The following is a 21,785-nucleotide window of genomic DNA, read 5'->3' as shown; positions in this document are numbered from 1 at the left end:
TGAGGTGTTTGCAGGCTGTCTAAAACCCAGTCAGGATACCTCATGGCTGTGTCAGTTTCTGTCAGCAGCATGGTCTTGGTCAAACCGCATCGCACTAGTGGCTCAAATCAAACGCGCTCAAATCCAGCCCTTCATGCTGCCGCCAGCGTTGCAGCAGCAGGCGGTGCGGCATGGGATAGGCTGCGCCGGTTTGAATTTGAGCGATGCGGTCGCAACGAAAATGGCGGAATGCCTGCCGCAAGGTGCACCAAGCCGCCAGAAGCCGCACGTTGTCCCAATAGCCCAACGCCACCGGCCACACCGTGCGTCGGCTGGCCTGCCCTTGCACATCGGTGTAGCTGAAACTGAGTGTCTGCTCCTGCCGCAAAGCCTGCCGCACCTGCGCCAGAACGTGTTCTTCGTCGTGTCCGAACGTCGTCGCGCAGTTAATCGGATACACCGCATGGGCTTCTGCCTGCTCCGCCAAGCGCGCGGGCAGCACTGCGTGCACTTTACCCAACACCGAGCGTGCCGCCTCCGCCATTTCGCCATCAGCATGCGCCGCCGCCCAGCGCATGCCTAGCATCAGCGCTTCGAGCTCGTTTTCGCTGAACATCAGCGGCGGCAGGTTGCAATCCTGCTGCAACACAAAGCCCACGCCCGCTTCCCCGTCTATCACCGCGCCCTGATGGCGCAGCGTGTCGATGTCGCGGTATACCGAGCGCACGCTGATGCACAGCTCCTGCGCCAGCAGCTGCGCGCTTTTCGGATGGCGGCTGGTGCGCAAAAGCTGCAAGAGTTTGAGCAGGCGGTCGGTACGGTTGGGCATGGTGGGTCTCCTTGATTTCCTTTGAGGAAGGGGGCAGTTTGTTTGATTTCTGAAATATGCGGATAACCGGGCAGCCTGATTGCCTACGCATTGCTGCATCAGGCATGGCCGTCATGGGAAGCGGAAGAGTAGCAGGTTCGGGCTTGAATGGGCAAGGGTTCCGATTCGATTTCGTTTACTACCAAGCGGTTAAGGAGTCATGGCAATTGCACGAAAGGTCGTCTGAAAATAGTTTTCAGACGACCTTTGCTTCAATCAAACTTGAATCAATGCCTAAAATGGCGAACACCCGTTACCACCATGGCGATGCCGTGTTCGTCCGCCGCGTCAAAAACTTCCTGATCTCGCATCGAGCCTGCGGGGTGGATGATGGCTTTGATGCCTTGTTCGGCGATGACGTCCACGCCGTCGCGGAAGGGGAAGAAGGCATCAGAGGCGGCACACGCGCCGTTTAAGTCCAAACCTGCGTCCTGCGCTTTGCGGGCGGCGATGCGGGTACTGTCCACGCGGCTCATTTGGCCTGCGCCGATGCCGTAGGTTTGACCGCCTTTGCCGAACACGATGGCGTTGGATTTGACGTATTTTGCGACGTTCCAGACGAACAGCAAATCGTTCCACTCCTGCTCAGTCGGTTGGCGTTTGGAGACGACTTTCAAATCGGCGCGGCTGATGCGGTGGATGTCGGGCGTTTGTACCAACAGTCCGCCGCCGACGCGTTTGAGTTCGAAGCGGTTCGCACCTGCTTCTAGAGGCACTTCCAATACGCGCACGTTTTTCTTGGCGGCGGCGATTTCGAGGGCTTCGGCGGTAAATTTTGGCGCCATCAAGACTTCCATAAATTGGTTGTCGGTAATCTGTTTCACGGTTTCGCCGTCCACTTCGCGGTTGAAGGCGATGATGCCGCCGAACGCGCTGGTGGTGTCAGTGGCGTAGGCGAGTTTGTAGGCGGTCAATGTATCGGCTGCAACGGCGACGCCGCACGGATTGGCGTGTTTCACAATCACGCAGGCGGGCGCATCGAAGGATTTGACGGCTTCCCAAGCAGCATCGGCATCGGCGATGTTGTTGTACGACAATTCTTTGCCTTGCAGTTGTTTGTAGGCGGCGAGGCTGCCTGCGGCGGGGTACACATCGCGGTAGAACGCGGCGCGCTGGTGCGGGTTTTCGCCGTAGCGCATGTCTTGCACTTTAATCCAGCTTTGGTTGAACTGGCTGGGGAATTCGCCGATTTCGGGCTGTCCGCTCAAGACGTCGTCTGAAAGTGAGGTTAAGTAGTTGGAAATCATACCGTCGTATTGGGCGGTGTGGCTGAACGCTTTGCGCGACAGGTTGAAGCGGGTTTTGTCGCTCAACGCGCCGCCGTTGGCTTCCATTTCGGCGGCAATGGCGGGGAAGTCGGCGGTGTCGGTAACGATGGCAACGTGTTTCCAGTTTTTCGCGGCGGAGCGCACCATGGTCGGGCCGCCGATGTCGATGTTTTCAATCGCATCTTCCAGCGTACAGTTTGGCTTGGCGATGGTGGCGGCGAAGGGGTAAAGGTTGACGCACACGAGGTCGATGTTGCCGATGCCGTGCTCTTCCATCTTGGCGACGTGTTCGCCCAAATCGCGCCGCCCCAAAATACCGCCGTGGATTTTCGGATGCAGCGTTTTCACGCGGCCGTCGAGCATTTCGGGGAAACCGGTGTAGTCGGCGACTTCAATCACGGGAACGCCCGCATCGGCAAGCAGCTTCGCCGTGCCGCCGGTAGAGAGGATTTCGACACCGAGTTTGTGCAGGGTTTGGGCAAATTCGACTGCGCCTGTCTTGTCGGACAGGCTGATCAGGGCGCGTTTGATGGAAGGCATGGGGATTCCTTTTTTTGAAGGTTTAATCGATACACGCTGCTAGCGCAAAAATGAAACAAAATTTGATGAGATGTTTAGCTCCGATGGCGTTCTCTTGGGCAATTCAATAAATTTATACCTTGCGGCAAGCAATATCTTGTCTATCGCCTTTCATACGGACGCTTAGGCTGTCATTCCCGATTTTTTTAACCTGCATTTGCGATTTATCTGATTTACCAATGTCGTTTCTCATCTGGGTAAACATTTCCTTATCCACTTTACGCCACAGAATGGTGCGAATTTTAGCTGTACTATGTTGTCTTTGAACATCGGTGATTTTAATATTCAAACCAATTTTTCCTCCGTCCAACGTCCAAGTACCATCTGCAAAATTCCGATAAACTAAGGTTTCATCATCAGGTGAAGGAAAATTCATATCCACAATCACGCTTACTTTTTGCCCACTGCCAAAAGTAAACGTCATCGGAGTTTTATCATTGGCAACGCACTGCCATTTACCGAGTAGTTGCGCTTCTTGAACAACAACAGGTTTTGCCAACACAGGCGCAGCAGCAAAGGCAGCAAGAAGAAAAATCAGGTGTTTTTTTTGCATAACAGTTTCTTTCTATAAAATCGGGAGTGAATAAGCTACTTTCTTAGTTTTCCAACTGCCTTATACAAGTTTGAAGACACTGGCGGTCAGTTTGACAGAATACGTTTTCAATCTTGGCAAAACATTATGGGATGAATTTTCAGGGCGGTATTATCCCCTAGTTTCGGGTTTTTGGCAGCAGTTTTCTGGAAATATTGTTGACAATTTTTCTAGAAAAAAGGTCGTCTGAATTGATTTTCAGACGACCTTTCTGCCGTTCCCTTCCGTCATTATTGCCTACATAAGGCTAACGATTCAGATACACCCGTCCTGCGGCTGACAGCTCGGACAAAACCCGCGCCGACGGTTTTCAGACGACCCTTTTCCCTGCCCTGCTTATTCAAACCCCATTTTCCTTGCCGTTGCCACTGCGCCCGCCATCGTGATGCACAAAGGCATCAGCAGGGCGGCGGGGGCGTAGGTGAGTTCGAGGATGAAGACTATGGCGGTCAGGGGCATTTTGAGGGAAACGCCGAGAAATGCCGCCGCGCCGATGACGGCGGCACTTTCAGACGACATGGCGGGAAAGAAGGTGTTCCACGCGGCTGCGGCGGCGAAGGCGATGGTGCTGCCGAGCATCATGGACGGGGTAATCAGCCCGCCGTATGCGCCTGCGGCGAGTGCGAGCAGGACGACGAACCATTTGACGGCGGTCATTTCCAAGCTGTACCGCCAGTCGGTCATGCCGCCGAACGTAAGCTGGTTGCCCGCCTTGCCGTTGCCCAGTATTTCGGGAAACCAAACGGAAACGATGCCGATAAGGGCGAATAATGCAATCGCCAAAGGAATGATTTTCGGGTCGTTGCGCTTGAGGAAGGGAAATTTTTTGGCACTGCGCTGAAACCATACCGCCGTTGCGCCCAAAACGGGGCCGATGGCGGCGGCAAACCACAGCAGCGGGATGTTCACATCGAGATAGACGGGATGGTATTGCTGCACGTCGCCCAAGCCGATGCGGGCGACGGCGGTGGCGGTGACGGAAGTCAGCAATGCGGCGACTACTGCCTGTTGCGTCCAAATGCCCAACATGGCTTCGAGGATGAAGAGCGTGGAGGCGAGCGGGACGTTATAGACCGCCGCCAAACCTGCACCTGACGCGCAGGCGAGCAGCAGGCGCGTGTCGTCTTCGCCCAGACCCAAACGCCTGCCGCCGACGGATGCAAACGCGGCGGTCATTTCACGCGGGGCAACTTCGCGTCCGAGCGGGGAACCGAGTCCGACGGTAATGATTTGCAGCAGCGCATGGGAAACGGTGGTGAAAAACGGCAGCCCCTGCAAGGGCTGCTTCAAGGCTGCCTTGATTTCGATTTGCGGCCTGCCGAAACGTTTGAGCGACCACCAGCCGAACCCTACCGCGACGCCGCACAAAATCAATACGAGGATGCGGCGTTCAGACGATGTTTGAACCACGCCTTCCCGAAAGGAAACATGCCCGCCGCCCGTGCCGTAACTGTAAGCCGTGTGCTGGATAAAGTGCATAAGCTCCGTCAAGGCAATGCCGACCATGCCACCGACGATGCCGGTAAGGATGAGGGCTATCCAAAGTTTGTGCGTATGTTTCATGGGGATTTTGTTTTTGAGACAGGGTTCGGCGGTTTCGTTAAAAAATCAAACGGCCTCAATATTTAATATTGAGCGGATAGCTTTTCGGCGCAACGTGTGTCTTGCCGTTGTAAGGAATCGCATATTTCTGATTTTTATAACGTTTTTTGCCATCCACCCCCTGCACCGTTGCGCTTAATGCCCAAACGCCTGAGACTGAAGGACGGCTTTTGTCCAAGGTAATTTTCGCATCGATGCTGGCATAGCTGTTTTCACAATCGCGTTTTTCCCGCCCTTTGTATTCATCACAATTGCCATAATGTGCGCCATTATCTCTACCGTTGCTAATGAAGCTGTTACGGACACGGTTGCTGTTATCAGTAAACAGGAAATTTTCTCCGGTCGTCGTTTCGCCCTGACCCGTATAGCCTGATTCGACAGTGTAGCCCCAGTTTTGCTCACCCATTTGGACAAACCGCCAATCCTTATTCTCCGGCACATCCCCCCATGCGCCGATTTCATCGCTTCCATGTTGTTTGATTGCCCACTTTCCGTCTGTTTTTTCCAAAACAAACAATTCCGCCAGACCCGAAGAAGCATGCGCGTCCCGTTTGACTTTGAGCTTCATATCGTAGGCAAAACCCGTGTACAACACATAGCGCGTGGCTTTACCGTTGCGCGTTACGCTATGGTCGGCAACGGGTTTCATACAATACATAATATTGTCAGATGCTGTCTCACTGTCTTTCGGCGGCTCAGTAAGCTGACAGTTGTGCGCCGCAAGCGGTCGGTTGTAATACTGGGCAATAGCTGCTTGGACGGCAGCTTTGTCGTTATTGGGCGCAGCCGATGCCAAAACGGGGCTAGCGGCAAGCAACAGGGCAATCATATATTTCATCGAAAATCTCCTGATATTTTTAAAACCACATTAAAACAAGATACTCGCGTACCTTCTCAGGTCGTCTGAAAACCTGATTTAGACGTTTTCAGACGACCCCTTACGCATTCTTTCCTCTGTTCGACAGCCATCCTGCGACAAACGTCGCGGCGATGACGATGAACACGCCCAAAGCGGACACGGCGGACAAATGTTCGCCCAGAATCCATACCGCCATGATGACGCCGACGACGGGTTCGAGCGAAATCAAGAGGCCGGAGACATTGGCAGGAACTTTGTTCATGCCCTTGTTCCATAAGAGATAGGCAAGCCAACTGCATCCCACCCCCAAATACAAAACCGACAGCACGCCGCCCCACGACCAGTGGACTTCATAGCTCTGAGCCAACACCAGCGAAAACGGCAGGCACAACACCGCCGCCGCAGCCATGGAAGCAGAAGTAAATGCAGGCGCGCCGATGCGGGCAATCATCTGCTGACTCGGCCGTATCACGCCGGCGAAACCGAATCCGGCAAGCAGAATCAGCAAACAGCCGAACCAATCGACCGCGCCGCCCTCTTCCGCACCGCCCAGCACCATCATCCCGATGCCGGCAAACGCCGCCGCCCCGCAAATCCAGTGGTAAATCTTGGCTTTATCGTTAAAAACGAAATGACCGACAAACACTACTAACAAGGGTTCCAGCCCGACCATGGTAATCGCGCTGGCGGCGGACGTGTATTTCAAGCCGATAAACTGAAGCAGCAACACCACGACGTAGTTGATAAAGGCAATACACAACAAAGGCTTCCACTCGCGGCGCGGAATCTTGCCGAAATGGCGGTAACAGGAAGGCAGCACCATCAACGCGGCAATCAACAGCCGCGCCTCGACCATCAGCGCGGCATCAAGCATCTCGTAAGTATATTTGGCGGCGATAAACGAGCTGCCCCAAATCAATAAGGAGAGTATTTGGTAAATCATGGCTCAAGTCGTCGGATAAAAGGATGCACTGATGAAAGGCGGGACATCACGCCCCACCCTGCCCCGATTCGGTCAGCGAATCCAAAAAGGCAAAGAGTTTCGCGTTCATCTGCGTAAAATCGAAACGCTCGATTTCATCAGGATGCTGCACATAAGCCTGCGTCCTGCTTTGCGCCGCCAAGTTTTCACGCCCGTCGGCGGCAATCAAGAGACCGACGGCGGCGCGGTCGAATTCCAAATGCGCCTGAAACGCATAATGCTTGGGAGAGAAGCGGACAATCTGGCGCGGACAGCCTTTGCTCACCGCCAATACTGCCGCCTCATCCGTCAGTCCGGGCATATCCCCGTGCCAATGCCCCGCAAGGAAAGACGCGCCCAGCAAGGCGGTATGCGGGTCGTTCAAACCTTCCTGCGTCAACTCGACCGGATACACGCCGATTTCGCGGTGCGGGCTGCGCCCGTGCCGTGCGCCGTAGGCGACGGACAAAAGCTGCGCGCCCAAGCACACGCCGACAATGTACTTGTCCGCCGACACCGCCTGACGCATCAGGCGCAGCTCGGCTTCAGGGTCGTAATACGGAAAAGCCTGCCTGTCTTCATCGGGCGACTGCGGCCCGCCCATGACAATCAGAAAATCGATACCGTCCGCATTTTCGGGCAACGCTTCCGACTCATAAACCTTAGTCGACGCCGTACGATGCCCGCGCGACCGCGCCCAATCCCAATACGCGCCCGGCACTTCAAAATCCTCGTGCAGGATGAAATGGACGTTCAGCATTTTTCCCCGCGTACCGCCGTCATGGCGAAGTTCCTGCTTCATCAGTTTTCTCCCTTTGCAACAAGACCGATATTTACAGCAAACCGTGCTGCAACAGTTTCTTACGCAGCGTATTGCGGTTCAATCCCAAAATCACCGCTGCTTTGGACTGATTGCCGCCACATTGTTCCATCACGCACGCAAGCATCGGCTTTTCCACTTGGTGCAACACCATATCGTACACGCCGCAAGGCTCCGTACCGTTCAAGTCTTTGAAATACTGTTGCAAATTCTGTTCAACGCATTGCGCAATATCGGGGATGGGTTGTTTCATAACATATCCTCCTTCGTTGTTTTTAAAGATGACAGGTCGTCTGAAACGGGGTTCAGACGACGTTTGTTGAGTTTGAATTAAATAGATTGTTTTTTATTTCGATGAAATTGTGTTTTCAGACGACCCGATATTGCCGCCATTCCCGGATAAGAATCATTCTGTTGGCCCGACAACCCAAGCTACCCGCTGATAACCTTAATCCCCAGCAAAGCCAACGCCCCGCCGCAAAATCGGTCTATCCAATGACCGAAACGCTGAAAACGTTTGCTCACGGCAGGGGCGGACAACATCAGCGCGACAAGGCTGAACCAAACGAACAGCATCAGCGCCATCCATACGCCGTAAACCCCCATCTGCCACATCGGCGTATCCGGCGACAATACGACGGTAAACAGCGACAGCATATACACGACCGCCTTCGGGTTCAGCACATTGCACAACACCCCGCGCCATATCGTTTTCCATGTCGGTTCGTCCGCCAAATGGTCCTTACGGATTTCGACCGTCCCACCCGCGGCTTTCGCGCGCAAACCTTTATAGCCGATATACAGCAGATACAGGCCGCCGACGATTTTGACCGCAGTTAGAAGCGGAGCGGACTGAGCCACCAGCGTAACCAAACCGAGTACGGAATAAATAATGTGGATACCGAAACCCAACGCAATGCCCAGCGCGGTCAACATTCCGGCAGCCCGCCCCCGGCTCAACGCCTGCTGCGAAACGAGTACAAAATCGGGACCGGGCGACATGCACGCCAAAAAATGTACGCCGGTGATAATCCAAAAGCCATGCCAAAAAGTCATACTGAAGCCTTTTGTATTAAAGGAGGTTGGCTGTAGAAAGGCACATCAGCCTTTAAGAATGAAGATTAACCATCAAGCCTTCACCATGCCGGATTACAGTCCACGCAACCTACTCCCCCAAGCAGGTAATCTTGCCAACCTTTTCTCCGTCCGGTTCGATTTCTGCTACATGACCTCCATATTTATCATCCCAAAAGAAACGCCCGTTTTTCTCATACCAAGGTTCGCCCAGTACATACCAAGCCTTGTCCAAACTGTCACCGGGGCGGATGGTTTCGCATGTTGCTTTACTCTTAAACGCACTCAACATACACGCATCATGTTGACGGCAATCGGGATTCATGCACCTGCCCTTGTCTTCATTCCAAGAGCGATCCATTAATTTACAAGCTATCAGATTGTAGTCATAAGCGTAAATGCCGAATCCTGTCAGCAACAGCGCGGCTATACCGAAGCGTTTGAGACGTGGGGTCAATTTCATATTAATTCCCAAAATAAACAGGTCGTCTGAAACACCCCTACCCTTCACGATATGCACACACCCAGCGGTCGGTTTTCTCTGAAAGCGTCTCAAGATAGGCGGCAAGGGTATCGTATTGTGCCGCTGCGCTGTCCAAGCGGTTGATGTCCCGGCGTGTCTGCTCGCCGTCGGGCATTTCGTCGATGTACCAGCCTATGTGTTTGCGGGCGATGCGCACGCCGGCGACTTCGCCATAAAACGCGTGCATGGCGCGGATGTGGTTCAAAATGGTGTCGTTGCATTCTGCCAAGCTCAAGGCAGGCGGCAAAACGCCGTGTTCGGCATAATGTTTCAAATCGCGGAAGAGCCACGGCCTGCCTTGTGCGCCGCGCCCTATCATGATGCCGTCGGCGGCGGTTTGTTTGAGGACGGCGGCGGCTTTTTGCGGCGAAGTGATGTCGCCGTTGACCCAGACGGGGATTTTCAGACGACCTTTGGTCTCGGCAATCAGATCATAAGCCGCTTCGCCTTTGTACATTTGCGTGCGTGTGCGTCCGTGGACGGCAAGGGCGGCGATGCCGCAATCTTCGGCGATGCGGGCGATGGCAGGCAGGTTTTTGTGGTCGTCGTGCCAGCCCAAACGGGTTTTGAGGGTAACGGGAACGTCCACCGCGCGGACGACGGCTTCGAGAATGGCGGCAACCAGCGGCTCGTTTTGCATCAGCGCGCTGCCGGCTTGAACATTGCAGACTTTTTTGGCGGGACAGCCCATGTTGATGTCGATAACCTGCGCCCCGAGGCTGACGTTGTAACGCGCGGCATCCGCCATCTGCTGCGGATCACTGCCGGCAATCTGGACGGCAACGATGCCGCCCTCATCGGCAAAATCGCTGCGGCGCAGGGTCTTTCTGGTATTTCTAAGCGTCGGGTCGCTGGTCAGCATTTCGCACACCGCCCAACCTGCGCCAAAATCTCGGCAAAGTCGGCGGAACGGTTTGTCCGTAATGCCCGCCATCGGGGCGAGTGCAATGGGATTGTCGATAATGTAGCCGCCGATGCGCATGGTCAAACCGCCGTATGGAAAGGGCTGCCATTGTACAATTTTTAAGCAGGGTTTCCAATGGGATTTACTTTGACGGATAGGAAAAAAGGTCGTCTGAAAAAGTTCAGACGACCTTTGTTTTCCATTTACCTTGCTATTTTACTAAGTCGGCTATACCTGCCAAAATCAATGCGGTAAAGATAGAGACTGAACTCCCTATCATCAGAGAAAATAAGTTAATCAAACCCGACAACGCGCCCGTAAGAAGCAAAGCCAAAACAATCCATGTTCCATAAGGTTCGATTTGACGAAACTTCATAGACCATTTTGCATTGAGGAAAGAGTCAAGAATGACGCCACCATCGAGCGGCAAAATCGGAAGCAGGTTAATGACGATCAAAACTATATTGATTGTCATACCAAACTGGGTCATGATCGTTAATGGGTCAACATACGCCTCAGGGACAGCGCCACCTAAAAACGAGAGCATCGCCCAGAAATACACCAGAATCAGATTGGTTACCGGACCGGCAACGGCAATCCATCTCCGCGCGCTGCGCACATTCTTAAAATTGCGGGCATTAATCGGTATGGGGCGTACCCAGCCGTAAACAAACGGTGTTAACGCCAGGCTCAACGCAGGTACGATGATTGTTCCTATCAAATCGATATGCGCCATCGGATTTAATGTCAACCGTCCGAATTGTAATGCGGTGGGGTCGCCACAGCGATATGCAACATAACCGCGTGCAATCTCACGCATGACCAAAGAAAGCATCACCGGTGGGATAGCAAGCAGCACATAACTGAAATCAAAGTTTCCAAACATAGTTTTCCTTAAAAAGGTCGTCTGAAAAACTCAGACGAAATGCACCAAGGGCGCATCGTAGGTAAACACTGTCAAATTTGCAATAAGCAGGCCGCTCGAGAATCTCGGCGGCCTGTCGGCAGATGATTATTCTTCAGTTGCTGAATGTTCTTCAGTATTTTCTTCGGAATCAGTTTCTGCCTCTGGGTCATAACCCGATGGCAACAATAATCTAGATATGATAGGTACTGTCAACTCTTTTATGTCGATGACTTTTTCGCTTGCAGGCTTAAACTTGAATACGGGTTTGCCGTAATTGTGGTAAATACTCTCCATAACGATGTTCAACGCCTGAGTGTTGCTTTTGCTGTTGACCTGCGTGTAAATACGCGTTGCCAACAATCTGCCTTTTCCATTCAGATAGTAGTCATAATAGAGAGGCATACCGACCATCTTTTCAAAGCCGGAGTGCATTGAAATGCCTTTCTCTTTTGTACTGTCTATAAACTCGCCAAAGAATTTTTCAACTTTCTCATAGCCTTCAGCCGTAGAGCCTTCCTCCGGTTTTTTCTTCAGAGCATCAAATTCTTTTTTGAATTCTTTAGCGAAAGCGTTGATAAAGAGCGGGTCATATTCGTCTTTATGGGTGTAATGGATGCGGTATTTTGCTTTGTTTTGCTTACCGAATTCATCCATATTTTCAAGGCGGTATGCCTCAGCAGGAGCAGCTTTGCTGGCTTCAATATAGGCTTTGAATACCGCCTTTGCTGCATGACGCAAAGGAATGCCTTTTACCATCTCTTCATCTTTGAGCTGGATACTTATTGGTTGCTCTTCAGCCAAACGCTTACGGATCTCTTCGCTCGTAAAGATGCTCATAATCATCGAACTGAGCAATGGCTGGTCAATAGTCAGACTGAGATTTTCACCATCAATCAGCATGGGAGATTGGATATTCAATTGCTCATTGCGATGGTTAATGGAAATAGCGGGAATCCATTCGGCTTTTTTGGCAGGCAGGTCAATGGCTATATGCGATTTCAAACGCACACCTTCCAAATAACGTCCGACAACCGGATATTCTTGCCACTTATCGATCATTTCAGGGAACCATTTATCATTATCGGTGTCCAGCAAGGCTTCTTTCAGCTTGGTCTGATCTTCTTCCGAAAGCTCGATTCCGTCTTCGTTCAATTCTTTGACTTGTTTGTCAAGTTCGGCTTGATCCTTCTTTGTTTCTTCCAAACGGGCTTTCTTCTCGCTTTCCGGCGCCACCCCTGCTTCGGCAGTAGAAGTATGAAACTTCACTTCGCTATCAATGTTATAGCTGTAATCATCCGTATAGACGCGATCAAGGGAAATTGCCATCATTTCATGGGCAGATTTGTTTTCAAGGCTGCTGCATGCGCTCAAACCAAATGCCGCCGCCAATACTAGACAAAACGTCTTTTTCATTTACTGTTCCTTAAAAAAACAATCCAATGGGAATGTAAATGACTTTTAACACAAATAATTTAATGTGACAACATCATTGTATTGTTCGGTTTCTAAAAACGCTGAAAGGTCGTCTGAAACGGCAATTTACCGTTTCAGACGACCTTTTAAACACCATTACAAAATGCCGTTATGGTAAGTCTGATCATCAATCATGGTCGGATATTTCGGGTGGTTGGCATAAACAGTATCGTGGATTGCTTCAACTTTGTTATGCACATGACCCAATACATCGGAAAGCGCAATGTCCTTACCGGTTGTATTCACATCTTTCAATTGGTCGCCATTATGGGTATTGCTGCCGGCAAAGGTATCGACATCTGCCTCATGCTTCAACCAAGTCGCATACAGTTTGCCTTTGATGTCGGTATGCAGGGTATTGTTGGCAACATTCAACGTGGCTTTTCCTACGCCGTCACCGGTACTGTTGACATCCACAATGGCATCGTTCAGTTTGCCGTGGAGGGACAACGTATTGTTGGTCACGTTGTACTCTTTGGCATTGGTACGCATATAGGCGAATTCACGATAACCGGCCGACTCTTCGCGAACGGTAATATTGTTGTTGTTTAACGTTATCGAACCATGCAGGGGGACATCCGAGCGGTGTTCTTCAAAATAGAACGGCACGGCTCCCGGTGCAATTTTTCCGATATTGGCAGTATTGTCGCTGATATTGATGGTGCCCGTACCGATACCGTCGTGTTTGCTGACATGATCATATGTGTTGTTAATCACTGCCATCAGGTATTTGGTGGACTCACCGTCGATTTTATTGTCGGTAATATTCAGCGTGTAATCCATTTTGTTTTCATGGTTACGGAATTCGATGCCATAAGTTTGGATGTGGTTTTGGTACACTGCCAAATTTTTAATGGTATTGCCGCTGATGTCGTAATAACCTTTATCCGCCGTATGCAAATCGCGCAATTGGGTATTGGTTTGCACTTGGATGCCGGAATACATGTGGTAATACCTACCTAAATCATCGTCCATATAAAGACGGAAATTCGGGTCTTGCGTAATAACGTTGTCTTTAATTTTCACGTTATCCATGGAAAATTGGCGGTTGTAGGCAGCGATACCATACAGACGGTCGCCGTTTAAGACGTTGTTTTCGATAACGATACCAGTGCCATCATGCACATCCAAACCTTTACGGTAGTTATGGTCGGTCGTATTGTTGCGGAAAGTAATGCCGTAGTTGTAGCTGCCTGCCATGGCAGTCATGCCATAACCTGTACCGCCATCAGCTTCGTGGCCGTTCCACTCCAATCTATTGCCTTCACCGACAAAGTTCTTTTGATATCCGACCATCGCGCCGGCAACACGGTTGTGGTGCAGATAGGAGTCGACAATACGGTTGTTCTCACCCAAAGGCAGATGGTCATATTGTTCGTTAATCTCACCGCTTTGGACGCGTGCTTTGTAAGTTTGGCTCTTACCTGCTTCCCGAACCAATGCATCAGTCGATGTAAACATCACACCGGCACGGTTGACTCCGGATACTTCGACTTTGCTGATTAAAGTATGGTCGGCATCGTTGACCAAAATGCCGCTGACTTTTCCGAAGTAGCTCAAGCCCTTCCGGTAAAAGTCCGGATTGGTATATTTAACAGAAAGATTCGCAATCGTTTTATGGCTTTGTCCATCCACCAAAATACCAGCAAATGCGCGAATATCATCGTGATTGGTATTGGGGTTGAACACACCGACCTGCGCTTTATCAAAGGTGATCAGCGTTTTACCCATGCCCGAACCAAAAATACCTTTGACACCTGAATTATTGCCATTGATGACAATTTGATCGGAAATATAGTAAGTACCGTCCATAAACAGCATGGCTTTTTCTTTGTGTGCCGCAGTCAATGCCGCTTTGATGGCTGCCAAGCTGTCTTTTTTCCCGGTCGGATCTGCGCCAAAATCATTGACGTCGATGTATCTGCCAAATTCTTTCGATTGATGAACGGTGTAGTTGGAAACCTCCCCTTCTTTTACTTCATCTTGATGATTGGCTTGATGTTCGGCCTGTCTGGCAGTATGGGCTTCATTGGATTTTGAAGTATTGTGTCGAGCCGTTTCTTTATTGTCACCAGCCTGATTGTCTTCATGTTTGTGGGCAACCGTTACCGCTGGTGCTGAATGTGCCGCTTTACCGTTGGTTTGATGATGGTGTGCAACATCATTTTCAGTATGTTGCGCTTTCTCGGCAGCCTGTTTTTCAGCCAGGATTGCTTTGGTTTTAGCGGCAATTTCCGCTTGTTTCGCTGCATGCGCGGCTTTTGATTTTTCTAACGCTTCAGCCTGTCTTGCTGCCGATGCTGCTTTGGCTTTTTCCAAGGCTTCGGCTTGACGTACTGCAGCAGCGGCTTTTGCCTTTTCCATAGCTTCTGCATGTCTTGCAGCGGCGGCGGCAACAGCTGCCTGTCTGGCAGCTTGGTATTTTGCCATAACCTGCTCTTTGGCTGCTTGAGCTTCTGCCTGTTTGCGTGCAACAACATCAGCACGGAGAACCTGAGACATGATGGCCATTTCTTTGCTGGTTAATTTACTGCGGTCGGCAACCGGCGCCGGTTTGGTATTTTTTGAAGTATTGACTGCGGCAGTATCGGCAGAGGGCGTATGTTGCAGACCAAAAATTTTATCCTGTCCCCTCAATTGTTTAGGGAGGGCTGCTGCCAGATTCAGACCGCCAAAAGAATGGTCGTAAATCAATTTGTTCAATGCAGAAGGAGCATGGCCGGCATGATCTTGGCTTGCGGCTACTGCATGATTAGATTGAGAAGTTTGACTTTTAGTGTGAACTCTTGTTTGTCCGAGATTGAAGAAAGAGTACGTGGTTTTAGTTGACATAATATATTTTCCCTAGTTTAAAAGCCGCAGACTTGCGTCTGAGGCAACGAAAGCAATGCTTTCCTACCCTTTTTCAGCGATTTTTATATGTCGTTCGAATGATTTGAAATCATTTCCATCGTCATTTAAATAGCTGTAACGATTATTACTCATTCTAAAACCTCAAAACCTGACGCTCTTTTTTTAATCCTTCCGCCTTTTAAACATAAAACCGCACTTAAATATCCCTATAACATTCAGACGACTTTTCATGATCTTGTAAAAGTCATTCCAAAGTTCTCACTTTGGAACAGTCATCTTGTAATGTCACATTAATATATTAAACACTGCTTTACATTAAAAAACGAAAACCTAAGTCTATCAGAGTTCTAGAGTATCTATTTAGTTCACTGCGATGTCGATTTAAGTCCCTTTTTTCGACATTTTTCAGCAACTAAATATACCAAACGAGTAATGAAATGATTCTAACATATTGAATTGGTATAATTACATTTTCATAACTTAGCAAATATTAAAATTTTTTAATTATTTGAAAAATAGAAAAATTTTTTTATTTTTTAGTTCAAATAGTGACTGTTTTTCACAACAACACACCAAACATCGGGATATTTTTTTACAAATGGCACGACAAAATCTGTTTACAAAATAAAAAGGTCGTCTGAAAAGAAATTTTCTTTCAGACGACCTTTGGATCTGTTCTATTAATACGAAATCAAATCAGCACACTTCAACCAACCAGCCATGTTTGTCTTCCGCCAAACCGTATTGGATGTCGGTCAAGGCTTTACGCAAAGCGTAGCCGCGTTCTTGGCTCTTCACTTCGATTTCTTTGCCGTCGATGACAAAAGAGGTTACGGGCGAGATGACGGCGGCAGTGCCGGTCAGAATTGCTTCCGCGCCCTCTTCGACTGCGGCTTTGAGTTCGTCCACGGTGAAGTTGCGTTCGCTGACGGTGTAGCCCAAGTCTTTGGCGACGGTCAGCACAGAATCACGGGTTACGCCGTGGAGGAATTCGTCGGTCAACGGTTTGGTGATGATTTCGTTGCCTTTAATCAGGATAAAGTTGGACGCGCCGGTTTCCTGTACGTCGCCGTTCGGACAGAACAGGACTTGATTTGCACCATGTTCAGCTTTTGCCTTCAGTACCCAAGGCATGGCGGAGGCGTAGTTGCCGCCGCATTTGACGCGGCCCATGTGCGGTGCGCAGCGGATGTGTTCGGTTTCAACCAAAATTTTCACGGGCGAACCGGCTTTGAAATAGTCGCCGACCGGAGACGCGAGGATATAGAGCAGCGCAGTTTCGGACGGCGAACCGGCTTTGCCGATAACCGGGTCGGTACCGATGAGCGTCGGGCGCAGATACAGCGCGGCAGGCGCATCGGGAATTTCATCGGCGGCGCGTTTGACCAATTCGATCAGTGCATTCAGATAGGCTTCGGTTTCGGGTCGCGGCAGGTGCAAAATGTCTGCGCTTTGCTGCATACGGGCGATGTTTGCCGTCGGACGGAACAAGACGATTTTGCCGTTTGCCTGACGGAAGGCTTTTAAACCTTCAAAGCATTCGCTGCCGTAATGCAGGGCGTGTGCGCCGGGTGCGAGGGTGAGGTCTGAGGAAGTTTGCCATTCGGTCGGCTGCCATTTGCCGTCCTTGTGGGCGATAACGGGCATTTGGGCGTGGAAGACGCTGCCGAACACGGCGGGTACGGGTCTGCTCATGGTGATTGCCTTTCTTATTCTGTTTGGTTCTGTTTAGATATTAAAAGTTGAAAGATACGCCTGTACGGATGGTTTTGACAAGTCCGAATACTTGTTTCGCAAACAGCTTTCGCCCAAGCCCTTGCCTGATAACGAAATACGGAAAACCATCCATTCCGATACGCATACGAATTGTCTGCAATCATGCCTACCGTGTACTACATATATATAATGGAGCCCAAGGTCGTCTGAAAACTGCCGCACATCCTATCCGAAACAATCCAAATCGTTTAAACTAAGCCGCATCTGCGGCAAACGGATTCGGAAACGGAATCCCTATCGACCGCCCTACCGAATTTTCAGACGACCTTTTCAAAACTTTCCGACAGGCATACCGCCGGAGACATCCATGAAACTGATTTACACCATTATCAAAGTCATCATTTTATTATTGTTTTTACTGCTCGCCGTCATCAATACCGACAGCGTCGCCTTCCACTACCTGCCCGGTCAGAAAGCCGATTTACCGCTGATTGTCGTCCTCTTCGGCGCGTTTGTCATCGGCATCGTGTTCGGCATGTTTGCCCTGTTCGGCAGACTTTTGGCGCTTCGCAGCGAAAACAACCGCCTGCGTGCCGAAGTCAAAAAACACGCGCATTTGAGCGAAAAAGACCTCGTCGCCCCCGTACCGCAACAACCTGCACCGCAAACCACCGTCCCTGCCAAACAACCCGTACAAACGCCCAAGCCTTAAAAAAGGAATCACATGGACAACGAATTGTGGGTCATCCTCCTGCCCATTACCCTTTTGCCTGTCTTTTTCGCCATGGGCTGGTTTGCCGCCCGTATCGACATGAAAACCGTGTTGAAACAGGCGAAAAGCGTGCCTGCCGGCTTTTACAAAAGTCTGGACGCATTGGTTGACCGCAACAGCGGCCGTGCCGCCCGCGAACTGGCGGAAGTCATCGACCAGCAGCCGCAGTCTTACGACCTTAACCTGACCTTGGGCAAACTCTACCGTCAGCGTGGCGAAAACGACAAAGCCATCAATATGCACCAAGCCCTGCTCGACTCGCCCGATACCGTCAACGAAAAACGCGCGCGGGTGTTGTTCGAACTCGCGCAAAACTACCAAAGCGCAGGCTTGGTTGACCGTGCCGAACAAATCTTCATCGGCTTGCAGGAAGGCAACATGGCGCGCGAAGCCCGTCAGCACCTGCTCAGCATCTACCAGCAAGACCGCGACTGGGAAAAAGCCATCGAAACCGCGCAACTCCTCAGCCACGACGAGCAGACCTACCAATTTGAAATTGCACAGTTTTATTGCGAACTTGCCCAAACCGCGCTGTTCAAATCCAATCTTGACGCCGCCCGTTACAACGTCCAAAAAGCCTTGGATGCCAACAAAAAATGCGCCCGCGCCAACATGATTTTGGGCGACATCGAAACCAAACAGGGCAATTTCCCTGCCGCTGTCGAGGCATACGGCGCCATCGAGCAGCAAAACCATGCCTACCTGAGCATGGTCGGCGAAAAACTCTACGAAGCCTACGCGGCCCAAGGCAAACAGGAAGAAGGGCTGAACCGGCTCATCGGCTACATGCAGACTTTCCCCGATTTGGACCTCATCAACGTCATTTACGAAAAAGCCCTGCTGCTCAAAGGCGAAAGCGAAGCCGCCCAACTTGCCATTGACCTCGTGCGTCAAAAACCCGACCTCAACGGCGTATACCGCCTGCTCGGTTTGAAAATCAGCGACATGAATCCCGCATGGAAAGCCGACGCCGACATGATGCGCTCCGTCATCGGCCGCCAACTCCAACGCAGCGTCATGTACCGCTGCCGCAACTGCCACTTCAAATCCCAAGTCTTCTTCTGGCACTGTCCCGCCTGCAACAAATGGGAAACCTTCACGCCCAATAAAATCGAAGTGTGAAGCAAACCAACAAAAAAGGTCGTCTGAAAAAAGTTTCAGACGACCTTTTAGCTATTTTCCATCCTACACTGCTACGGCGGCCTTGATGTGCGGATGCGGGTCGTAACCTTCCAACTCGAAATCTTCAAATTTGAATGCAAACAAGTCTTTGACTTCCGGATTGATTTTCATCACCGGCAGCGTGCGGGTGTCGCGGCTCAATTGCAGTTTTGCCTGTTCGAAATGGTTGCTGTACAGATGCGCATCGCCCAAAGTATGGATAAATTCGCCCGCCTCCAACCCGCAGACTTGGGCAATCATCATGGTCAACAGCGCGTAACTGGCAATGTTGAACGGTACGCCGAGGAAAATGTCCGCGCTGCGTTGGTAAAGCTGGCAGGACAATTTACCGTTGGCAACGTAAAACTGAAACAGCGCATGGCAAGGCGGCAATGCCATTTCATCCACCAGCGCGGGATTCCATGCCGACACAATCAGGCGGCGGGAATCAGGGTTTTTCTTGATTTGCTCCACGACGTTGGCAATTTGGTCGATATGGCGGCCGTCGGGTGCAGGCCAACTACGCCATTGGTAGCCGTACACAGGCCCCAAGTCGCCGTTTTCGTCCGCCCATTCGTCCCAAATGGAAACATTGTTATCTTTCAAATATTTGATGTTGGTATCGCCTTTGAGAAACCAAAGCAGCTCATGGATAATCGAGCGTAAGTGCAGCTTTTTGGTGGTCAGCAGCGGAAAGCCTTGACTCAAATCGAAGCGCATTTGATAGCCGAACACCGAACGAGTGCCTGTACCGGTACGGTCGGATTTATCGGTACCGTTTTCGAGAACGTGGCGCATTAAATCGAGGTAGGCTTTCATTGGTGTCCTTTAAGGGTGTGTGTTGTTGGAGATGATTTGGGGCGTATTGTATAGCAATTTGTCGATTAACAGCATAATCAAGGTCGTCTGAAAACTGGAAACAGGGTTCAGACAACCTTTGCTATCCGTTATGGATTGTCCTGAAACACGTTTTTCTATCTGAAACAAAATTCGTTTTTTAAGGTGTTATTTTCTTTCTTACCCTATTTCCCAAGCGTAATTTTCGTAAAATTGTTGACAATATTGATCGTTTTCACATGAAAATTTGTGCCGAATCGAATTTTTTACACTCTCCTGTTTCAAATTTCTAGTTAAATTACTTAGAATATATAACCAATTTATTTTAAAATTATGGAATTTTCAAAAATATTTTTATATTTTATTGGCCATATATACCAAATAATAAAATTCTCAAAAAAATAATGTCAACAATTTTCATCAAAACTGCTTGGCAGGCAAAAAAATTAGGTTTATATTGCTTTCCACAAATTCATCATCCTTTCCAATCTAATCCACAGGGAGCATAAAATGACCGATTTGAACGCCTTGTTTGCCAACCTCAAACAACGTAACCCCAATCAAGAGCCGTTTCACCAAGCGGTTGAAGAAGTATTCATGAGCTTGGGCCCGTTTTTGGCAAAAAATCCGAAATACACCCAACAAAACCTGCTTGAACGCATCGTTGAACCTGAGCGCGTCATTATGTTCCGCGTCACTTGGGTGGACGACAAAGGACAAGTCCAAGTCAACCGCGGCTACCGTATTCAAATGAGCTCCGCCATCGGCCCTTACAAAGGCGGCTTGCGTTTCCACCCGACCGTCGATTTGGGCGTATTGAAATTCCTCGCCTTTGAACAAGTATTCAAAAACGCCTTGACCACCCTGCCTATGGGCGGCGGCAAAGGCGGCTCCGACTTCGATCCCAAAGGCAAATCCGACGCCGAAGTGATGCGTTTCTGCCAAGCCTTTATGAACGAACTCTACCGCCACATCGGCCCGAACACCGACGTACCTGCGGGCGACATCGGCGTAGGCGGCCGCGAAATCGGTTTCCTCTTCGGACAATACAAAAAAATCCGCAACGAATTTGCCTCCGTCCTGACCGGCAAAGGCCTCGAATGGGGTGGCAGCCTTATCCGTCCTGAAGCGACCGGCTACGGTACCGTGTACTTCGCCCAATCCATGCTGCAAACACGCGGCGACTCGATTGAAGGCAAACGCGTGCTGATTTCCGGCTCCGGCAACGTCGCGCAATACGCCGCCGAAAAAGCCATCCAGCTGGGCGCGAAAGTGCTGACCGTTTCCGACTCCAACGGCTTCGTCCTCTTCCCCGACAGCGGCATGACCGAAGACCAACTCGCCGCGCTTATCGAGCTGAAAGAAGTCCGCCGCGAACGTGTTTCCACCTATGCCAAAGAGCAAGGTTTGAAATACTTTGAAAACCAAAAACCGTGGGGCGTTGCCGCCGAAGTCGCCCTGCCCTGCGCGACCCAAAACGAATTGGACGAAGAGGCCGCCAAAACCTTGCTGGCAAACGGCTGCTACGTCGTTGCCGAAGGTGCGAACATGCCTTCTACTTTGGGCGCGGTCGATCAGTTCGTCAAAGCGGGCATCCTGTATGCGCCGGGCAAAGCCTCCAACGCCGGCGGCGTGGCAACTTCAGGCTTGGAAATGAGCCAAAACGCCGTCCGTCTGGCTTGGAGCCGCGAAGAAGTCGACCAACGCTTGTTCGACATCATGCAAAGCATCCACGAATCCTGCCTGAAATACGGCACTGAAAACGGCAAAACCAACTACGTCAACGGCGCGAACATCGCCGGTTTCGTCAAAGTCGCCGATGCGATGCTGGCGCAAGGCATTGTGTAAGTCTCATTGTCCTGACTTTAGGCTGTGGAAAGGTCGTCTGAAAACCTTAATTCAAGGTTTTCAGACGACCTTTTTTAATGTTCGGAACTGCTTATAGCGGATTCAAAGGCAGGCACACAATAAAGCGCACCTTAGTGTGATTTCAAACCTGCCTCGTTTTTTATAGTGGATTAAATTTAAATCAGGACA

At 50.5% G+C, this 21,785-nt stretch carries 19 protein-coding genes; 3 read left to right on the top strand and 16 right to left on the bottom strand.

Translation table 11 applies throughout. From position 1 onward, the window contains the following. Nucleotides 1-94: 94 nt before the first annotated feature. From HMPREF3050_RS10515 to ilvE, 15 genes are all read right to left on the bottom strand, one after another. Nucleotides 95-808 carry a helix-turn-helix transcriptional regulator gene (locus HMPREF3050_RS10515; protein WP_070774759.1) on the bottom strand — a complete coding sequence of 238 codons (714 nt, stop codon included), beginning with the start codon at nt 806-808 and terminating at the stop codon, nt 95-97. 266 nt (nt 809-1,074) lie between these two features. Beyond that, entirely contained in the window at nt 1,075-2,655 is a 1,581-nt protein-coding gene (gene purH, locus HMPREF3050_RS10510; RefSeq protein ID WP_070774757.1) for a bifunctional phosphoribosylaminoimidazolecarboxamide formyltransferase/IMP cyclohydrolase, read from the bottom strand. 112 nt (nt 2,656-2,767) lie between these two features. Then, nucleotides 2,768-3,247 carry a hypothetical protein gene (locus tag HMPREF3050_RS10505; protein ID WP_070774756.1) on the bottom strand — a complete coding sequence of 160 codons (480 nt, stop codon included), beginning with the start codon at nt 3,245-3,247 and terminating at the stop codon, nt 2,768-2,770. A 375-nt stretch (nt 3,248-3,622) separates the two neighbouring features. Next, nucleotides 3,623-4,849, bottom strand: coding sequence for a chloride channel protein (locus tag HMPREF3050_RS10500; RefSeq protein WP_003761861.1), 1,227 nt, complete (start codon nt 4,847-4,849; stop codon nt 3,623-3,625). Between the two features lie 55 nt (nt 4,850-4,904). Continuing rightward, entirely contained in the window at nt 4,905-5,726 is an 822-nt protein-coding gene (locus HMPREF3050_RS10495) for a hypothetical protein (protein ID WP_045072419.1), read from the bottom strand. 100 nt (nt 5,727-5,826) lie between these two features. Next, on the bottom strand, nt 5,827-6,690 hold the full coding sequence (locus HMPREF3050_RS10490) for a DMT family transporter (protein ID WP_003761865.1): 864 nt from the start codon (nt 6,688-6,690) through the stop codon (nt 5,827-5,829). A 46-nt stretch (nt 6,691-6,736) separates the two neighbouring features. Beyond that, a complete protein-coding gene (locus tag HMPREF3050_RS10485; protein WP_070774755.1) occupies nt 6,737-7,510 on the bottom strand; it encodes a glutamine amidotransferase-related protein in 774 nt (257 codons plus the stop codon). A gap of 31 nt (nt 7,511-7,541) precedes the next feature. Then, nucleotides 7,542-7,781, bottom strand: a complete 240-nt coding sequence (locus HMPREF3050_RS10480; protein ID WP_003761869.1) for a Fis family transcriptional regulator — start codon at nt 7,779-7,781, stop codon at nt 7,542-7,544. Between the two features lie 179 nt (nt 7,782-7,960). Beyond that, nucleotides 7,961-8,584 (bottom strand): LysE family translocator, encoded by a 624-nt coding sequence (locus tag HMPREF3050_RS10475; protein ID WP_070774753.1) that lies wholly within the window; start codon nt 8,582-8,584, stop codon nt 7,961-7,963. 109 nt (nt 8,585-8,693) lie between these two features. Further along, on the bottom strand, nt 8,694-9,065 hold the full coding sequence (locus HMPREF3050_RS10470) for a toxin (RefSeq protein ID WP_070774819.1): 372 nt from the start codon (nt 9,063-9,065) through the stop codon (nt 8,694-8,696). A 37-nt stretch (nt 9,066-9,102) separates the two neighbouring features. After that, a complete protein-coding gene (dusB, locus tag HMPREF3050_RS10465; protein ID WP_070774751.1) occupies nt 9,103-10,107 on the bottom strand; it encodes a tRNA dihydrouridine synthase DusB in 1,005 nt (334 codons plus the stop codon). 133 nt (nt 10,108-10,240) lie between these two features. Beyond that, nucleotides 10,241-10,915: a site-2 protease family protein gene (locus HMPREF3050_RS10460; RefSeq protein ID WP_070774750.1), complete on the bottom strand. Its 675-nt coding sequence runs from the start codon at nt 10,913-10,915 to the stop codon at nt 10,241-10,243. 126 nt (nt 10,916-11,041) lie between these two features. Beyond that, entirely contained in the window at nt 11,042-12,349 is a 1,308-nt protein-coding gene (locus tag HMPREF3050_RS10455) for an RNA polymerase subunit sigma (RefSeq protein WP_070774749.1), read from the bottom strand. 156 nt (nt 12,350-12,505) lie between these two features. Continuing rightward, nucleotides 12,506-15,241: a right-handed parallel beta-helix repeat-containing protein gene (locus HMPREF3050_RS10450; RefSeq protein WP_070774747.1), complete on the bottom strand. Its 2,736-nt coding sequence runs from the start codon at nt 15,239-15,241 to the stop codon at nt 12,506-12,508. A 717-nt stretch (nt 15,242-15,958) separates the two neighbouring features. After that, nucleotides 15,959-16,957: a branched-chain-amino-acid transaminase gene (gene ilvE / locus HMPREF3050_RS10445; protein ID WP_003765854.1), complete on the bottom strand. Its 999-nt coding sequence runs from the start codon at nt 16,955-16,957 to the stop codon at nt 15,959-15,961. 388 nt (nt 16,958-17,345) lie between these two features. Between ilvE and HMPREF3050_RS10440 the strand changes: the two genes are divergently transcribed. Both HMPREF3050_RS10440 and lapB read left to right on the top strand, forming a co-directional pair. Further along, a complete protein-coding gene (locus HMPREF3050_RS10440; RefSeq protein ID WP_070774745.1) occupies nt 17,346-17,690 on the top strand; it encodes a LapA family protein in 345 nt (114 codons plus the stop codon). A gap of 12 nt (nt 17,691-17,702) precedes the next feature. Continuing rightward, nucleotides 17,703-18,872, top strand: a complete 1,170-nt coding sequence (lapB, locus tag HMPREF3050_RS10435; RefSeq protein ID WP_003761889.1) for a lipopolysaccharide assembly protein LapB — start codon at nt 17,703-17,705, stop codon at nt 18,870-18,872. 63 nt (nt 18,873-18,935) lie between these two features. On the opposite strand, the gene HMPREF3050_RS10430 is transcribed toward lapB, so the two are convergent. Next, the gene (locus tag HMPREF3050_RS10430; RefSeq protein WP_009311115.1) at nt 18,936-19,730 is read right to left on the bottom strand and encodes a thymidylate synthase; all 795 of its coding nucleotides are present in this window, start codon (nt 19,728-19,730) and stop codon (nt 18,936-18,938) included. 528 nt (nt 19,731-20,258) lie between these two features. Between HMPREF3050_RS10430 and gdhA the strand changes: the two genes are divergently transcribed. After that, entirely contained in the window at nt 20,259-21,596 is a 1,338-nt protein-coding gene (gene gdhA / locus HMPREF3050_RS10425) for an NADP-specific glutamate dehydrogenase (RefSeq protein WP_003776652.1), read from the top strand. The last annotated feature ends 189 nt before the right edge of the window (nt 21,597-21,785 follow it).

It is taken from the genome of Neisseria sp. HMSC065D04 (assembly GCF_001815675.1).
Lineage (GTDB): Bacteria > Pseudomonadota > Gammaproteobacteria > Burkholderiales > Neisseriaceae > Neisseria.
This window is presented reverse-complemented; position numbering and strand designations above follow the sequence as displayed.

Excerpts from the sequence above, each read along its gene's own strand:
- HMPREF3050_RS10500 (WP_003761861.1), bottom strand. The coding sequence starts at position 4,849 with ATGAAACATACGCACAAACTTTGGATAGCCCTCATCCTTACCGGCATC.
- HMPREF3050_RS10430 (WP_009311115.1), bottom strand. The coding sequence starts at position 19,730 with ATGAAAGCCTACCTCGATTTAATGCGCCACGTTCTCGAAAACGGTACC.
- HMPREF3050_RS10505 (WP_070774756.1), bottom strand. The coding sequence starts at position 3,247 with ATGCAAAAAAAACACCTGATTTTTCTTCTTGCTGCCTTTGCTGCTGCG.
- HMPREF3050_RS10470 (WP_070774819.1), bottom strand. The coding sequence starts at position 9,065 with ATGAAATTGACCCCACGTCTCAAACGCTTCGGTATAGCCGCGCTGTTG.
- dusB (WP_070774751.1), bottom strand. The coding sequence starts at position 10,107 with ATGCGCATCGGCGGCTACATTATCGACAATCCCATTGCACTCGCCCCG.
- HMPREF3050_RS10495 (WP_045072419.1), bottom strand. The coding sequence starts at position 5,726 with ATGAAATATATGATTGCCCTGTTGCTTGCCGCTAGCCCCGTTTTGGCA.
- ilvE (WP_003765854.1), bottom strand. The coding sequence starts at position 16,957 with ATGAGCAGACCCGTACCCGCCGTGTTCGGCAGCGTCTTCCACGCCCAA.
- purH (WP_070774757.1), bottom strand. The coding sequence starts at position 2,655 with ATGCCTTCCATCAAACGCGCCCTGATCAGCCTGTCCGACAAGACAGGC.
- HMPREF3050_RS10455 (WP_070774749.1), bottom strand. The coding sequence starts at position 12,349 with ATGAAAAAGACGTTTTGTCTAGTATTGGCGGCGGCATTTGGTTTGAGC.
- HMPREF3050_RS10475 (WP_070774753.1), bottom strand. The coding sequence starts at position 8,584 with ATGACTTTTTGGCATGGCTTTTGGATTATCACCGGCGTACATTTTTTG.
- HMPREF3050_RS10490 (WP_003761865.1), bottom strand. The coding sequence starts at position 6,690 with ATGATTTACCAAATACTCTCCTTATTGATTTGGGGCAGCTCGTTTATC.
- HMPREF3050_RS10480 (WP_003761869.1), bottom strand. The coding sequence starts at position 7,781 with ATGAAACAACCCATCCCCGATATTGCGCAATGCGTTGAACAGAATTTG.
- HMPREF3050_RS10485 (WP_070774755.1), bottom strand. The coding sequence starts at position 7,510 with ATGAAGCAGGAACTTCGCCATGACGGCGGTACGCGGGGAAAAATGCTG.
- lapB (WP_003761889.1), top strand. The coding sequence starts at position 17,703 with ATGGACAACGAATTGTGGGTCATCCTCCTGCCCATTACCCTTTTGCCT.
- HMPREF3050_RS10515 (WP_070774759.1), bottom strand. The coding sequence starts at position 808 with ATGCCCAACCGTACCGACCGCCTGCTCAAACTCTTGCAGCTTTTGCGC.
- gdhA (WP_003776652.1), top strand. The coding sequence starts at position 20,259 with ATGACCGATTTGAACGCCTTGTTTGCCAACCTCAAACAACGTAACCCC.
- HMPREF3050_RS10450 (WP_070774747.1), bottom strand. The coding sequence starts at position 15,241 with ATGTCAACTAAAACCACGTACTCTTTCTTCAATCTCGGACAAACAAGA.
- HMPREF3050_RS10440 (WP_070774745.1), top strand. The coding sequence starts at position 17,346 with ATGAAACTGATTTACACCATTATCAAAGTCATCATTTTATTATTGTTT.
- HMPREF3050_RS10460 (WP_070774750.1), bottom strand. The coding sequence starts at position 10,915 with ATGTTTGGAAACTTTGATTTCAGTTATGTGCTGCTTGCTATCCCACCG.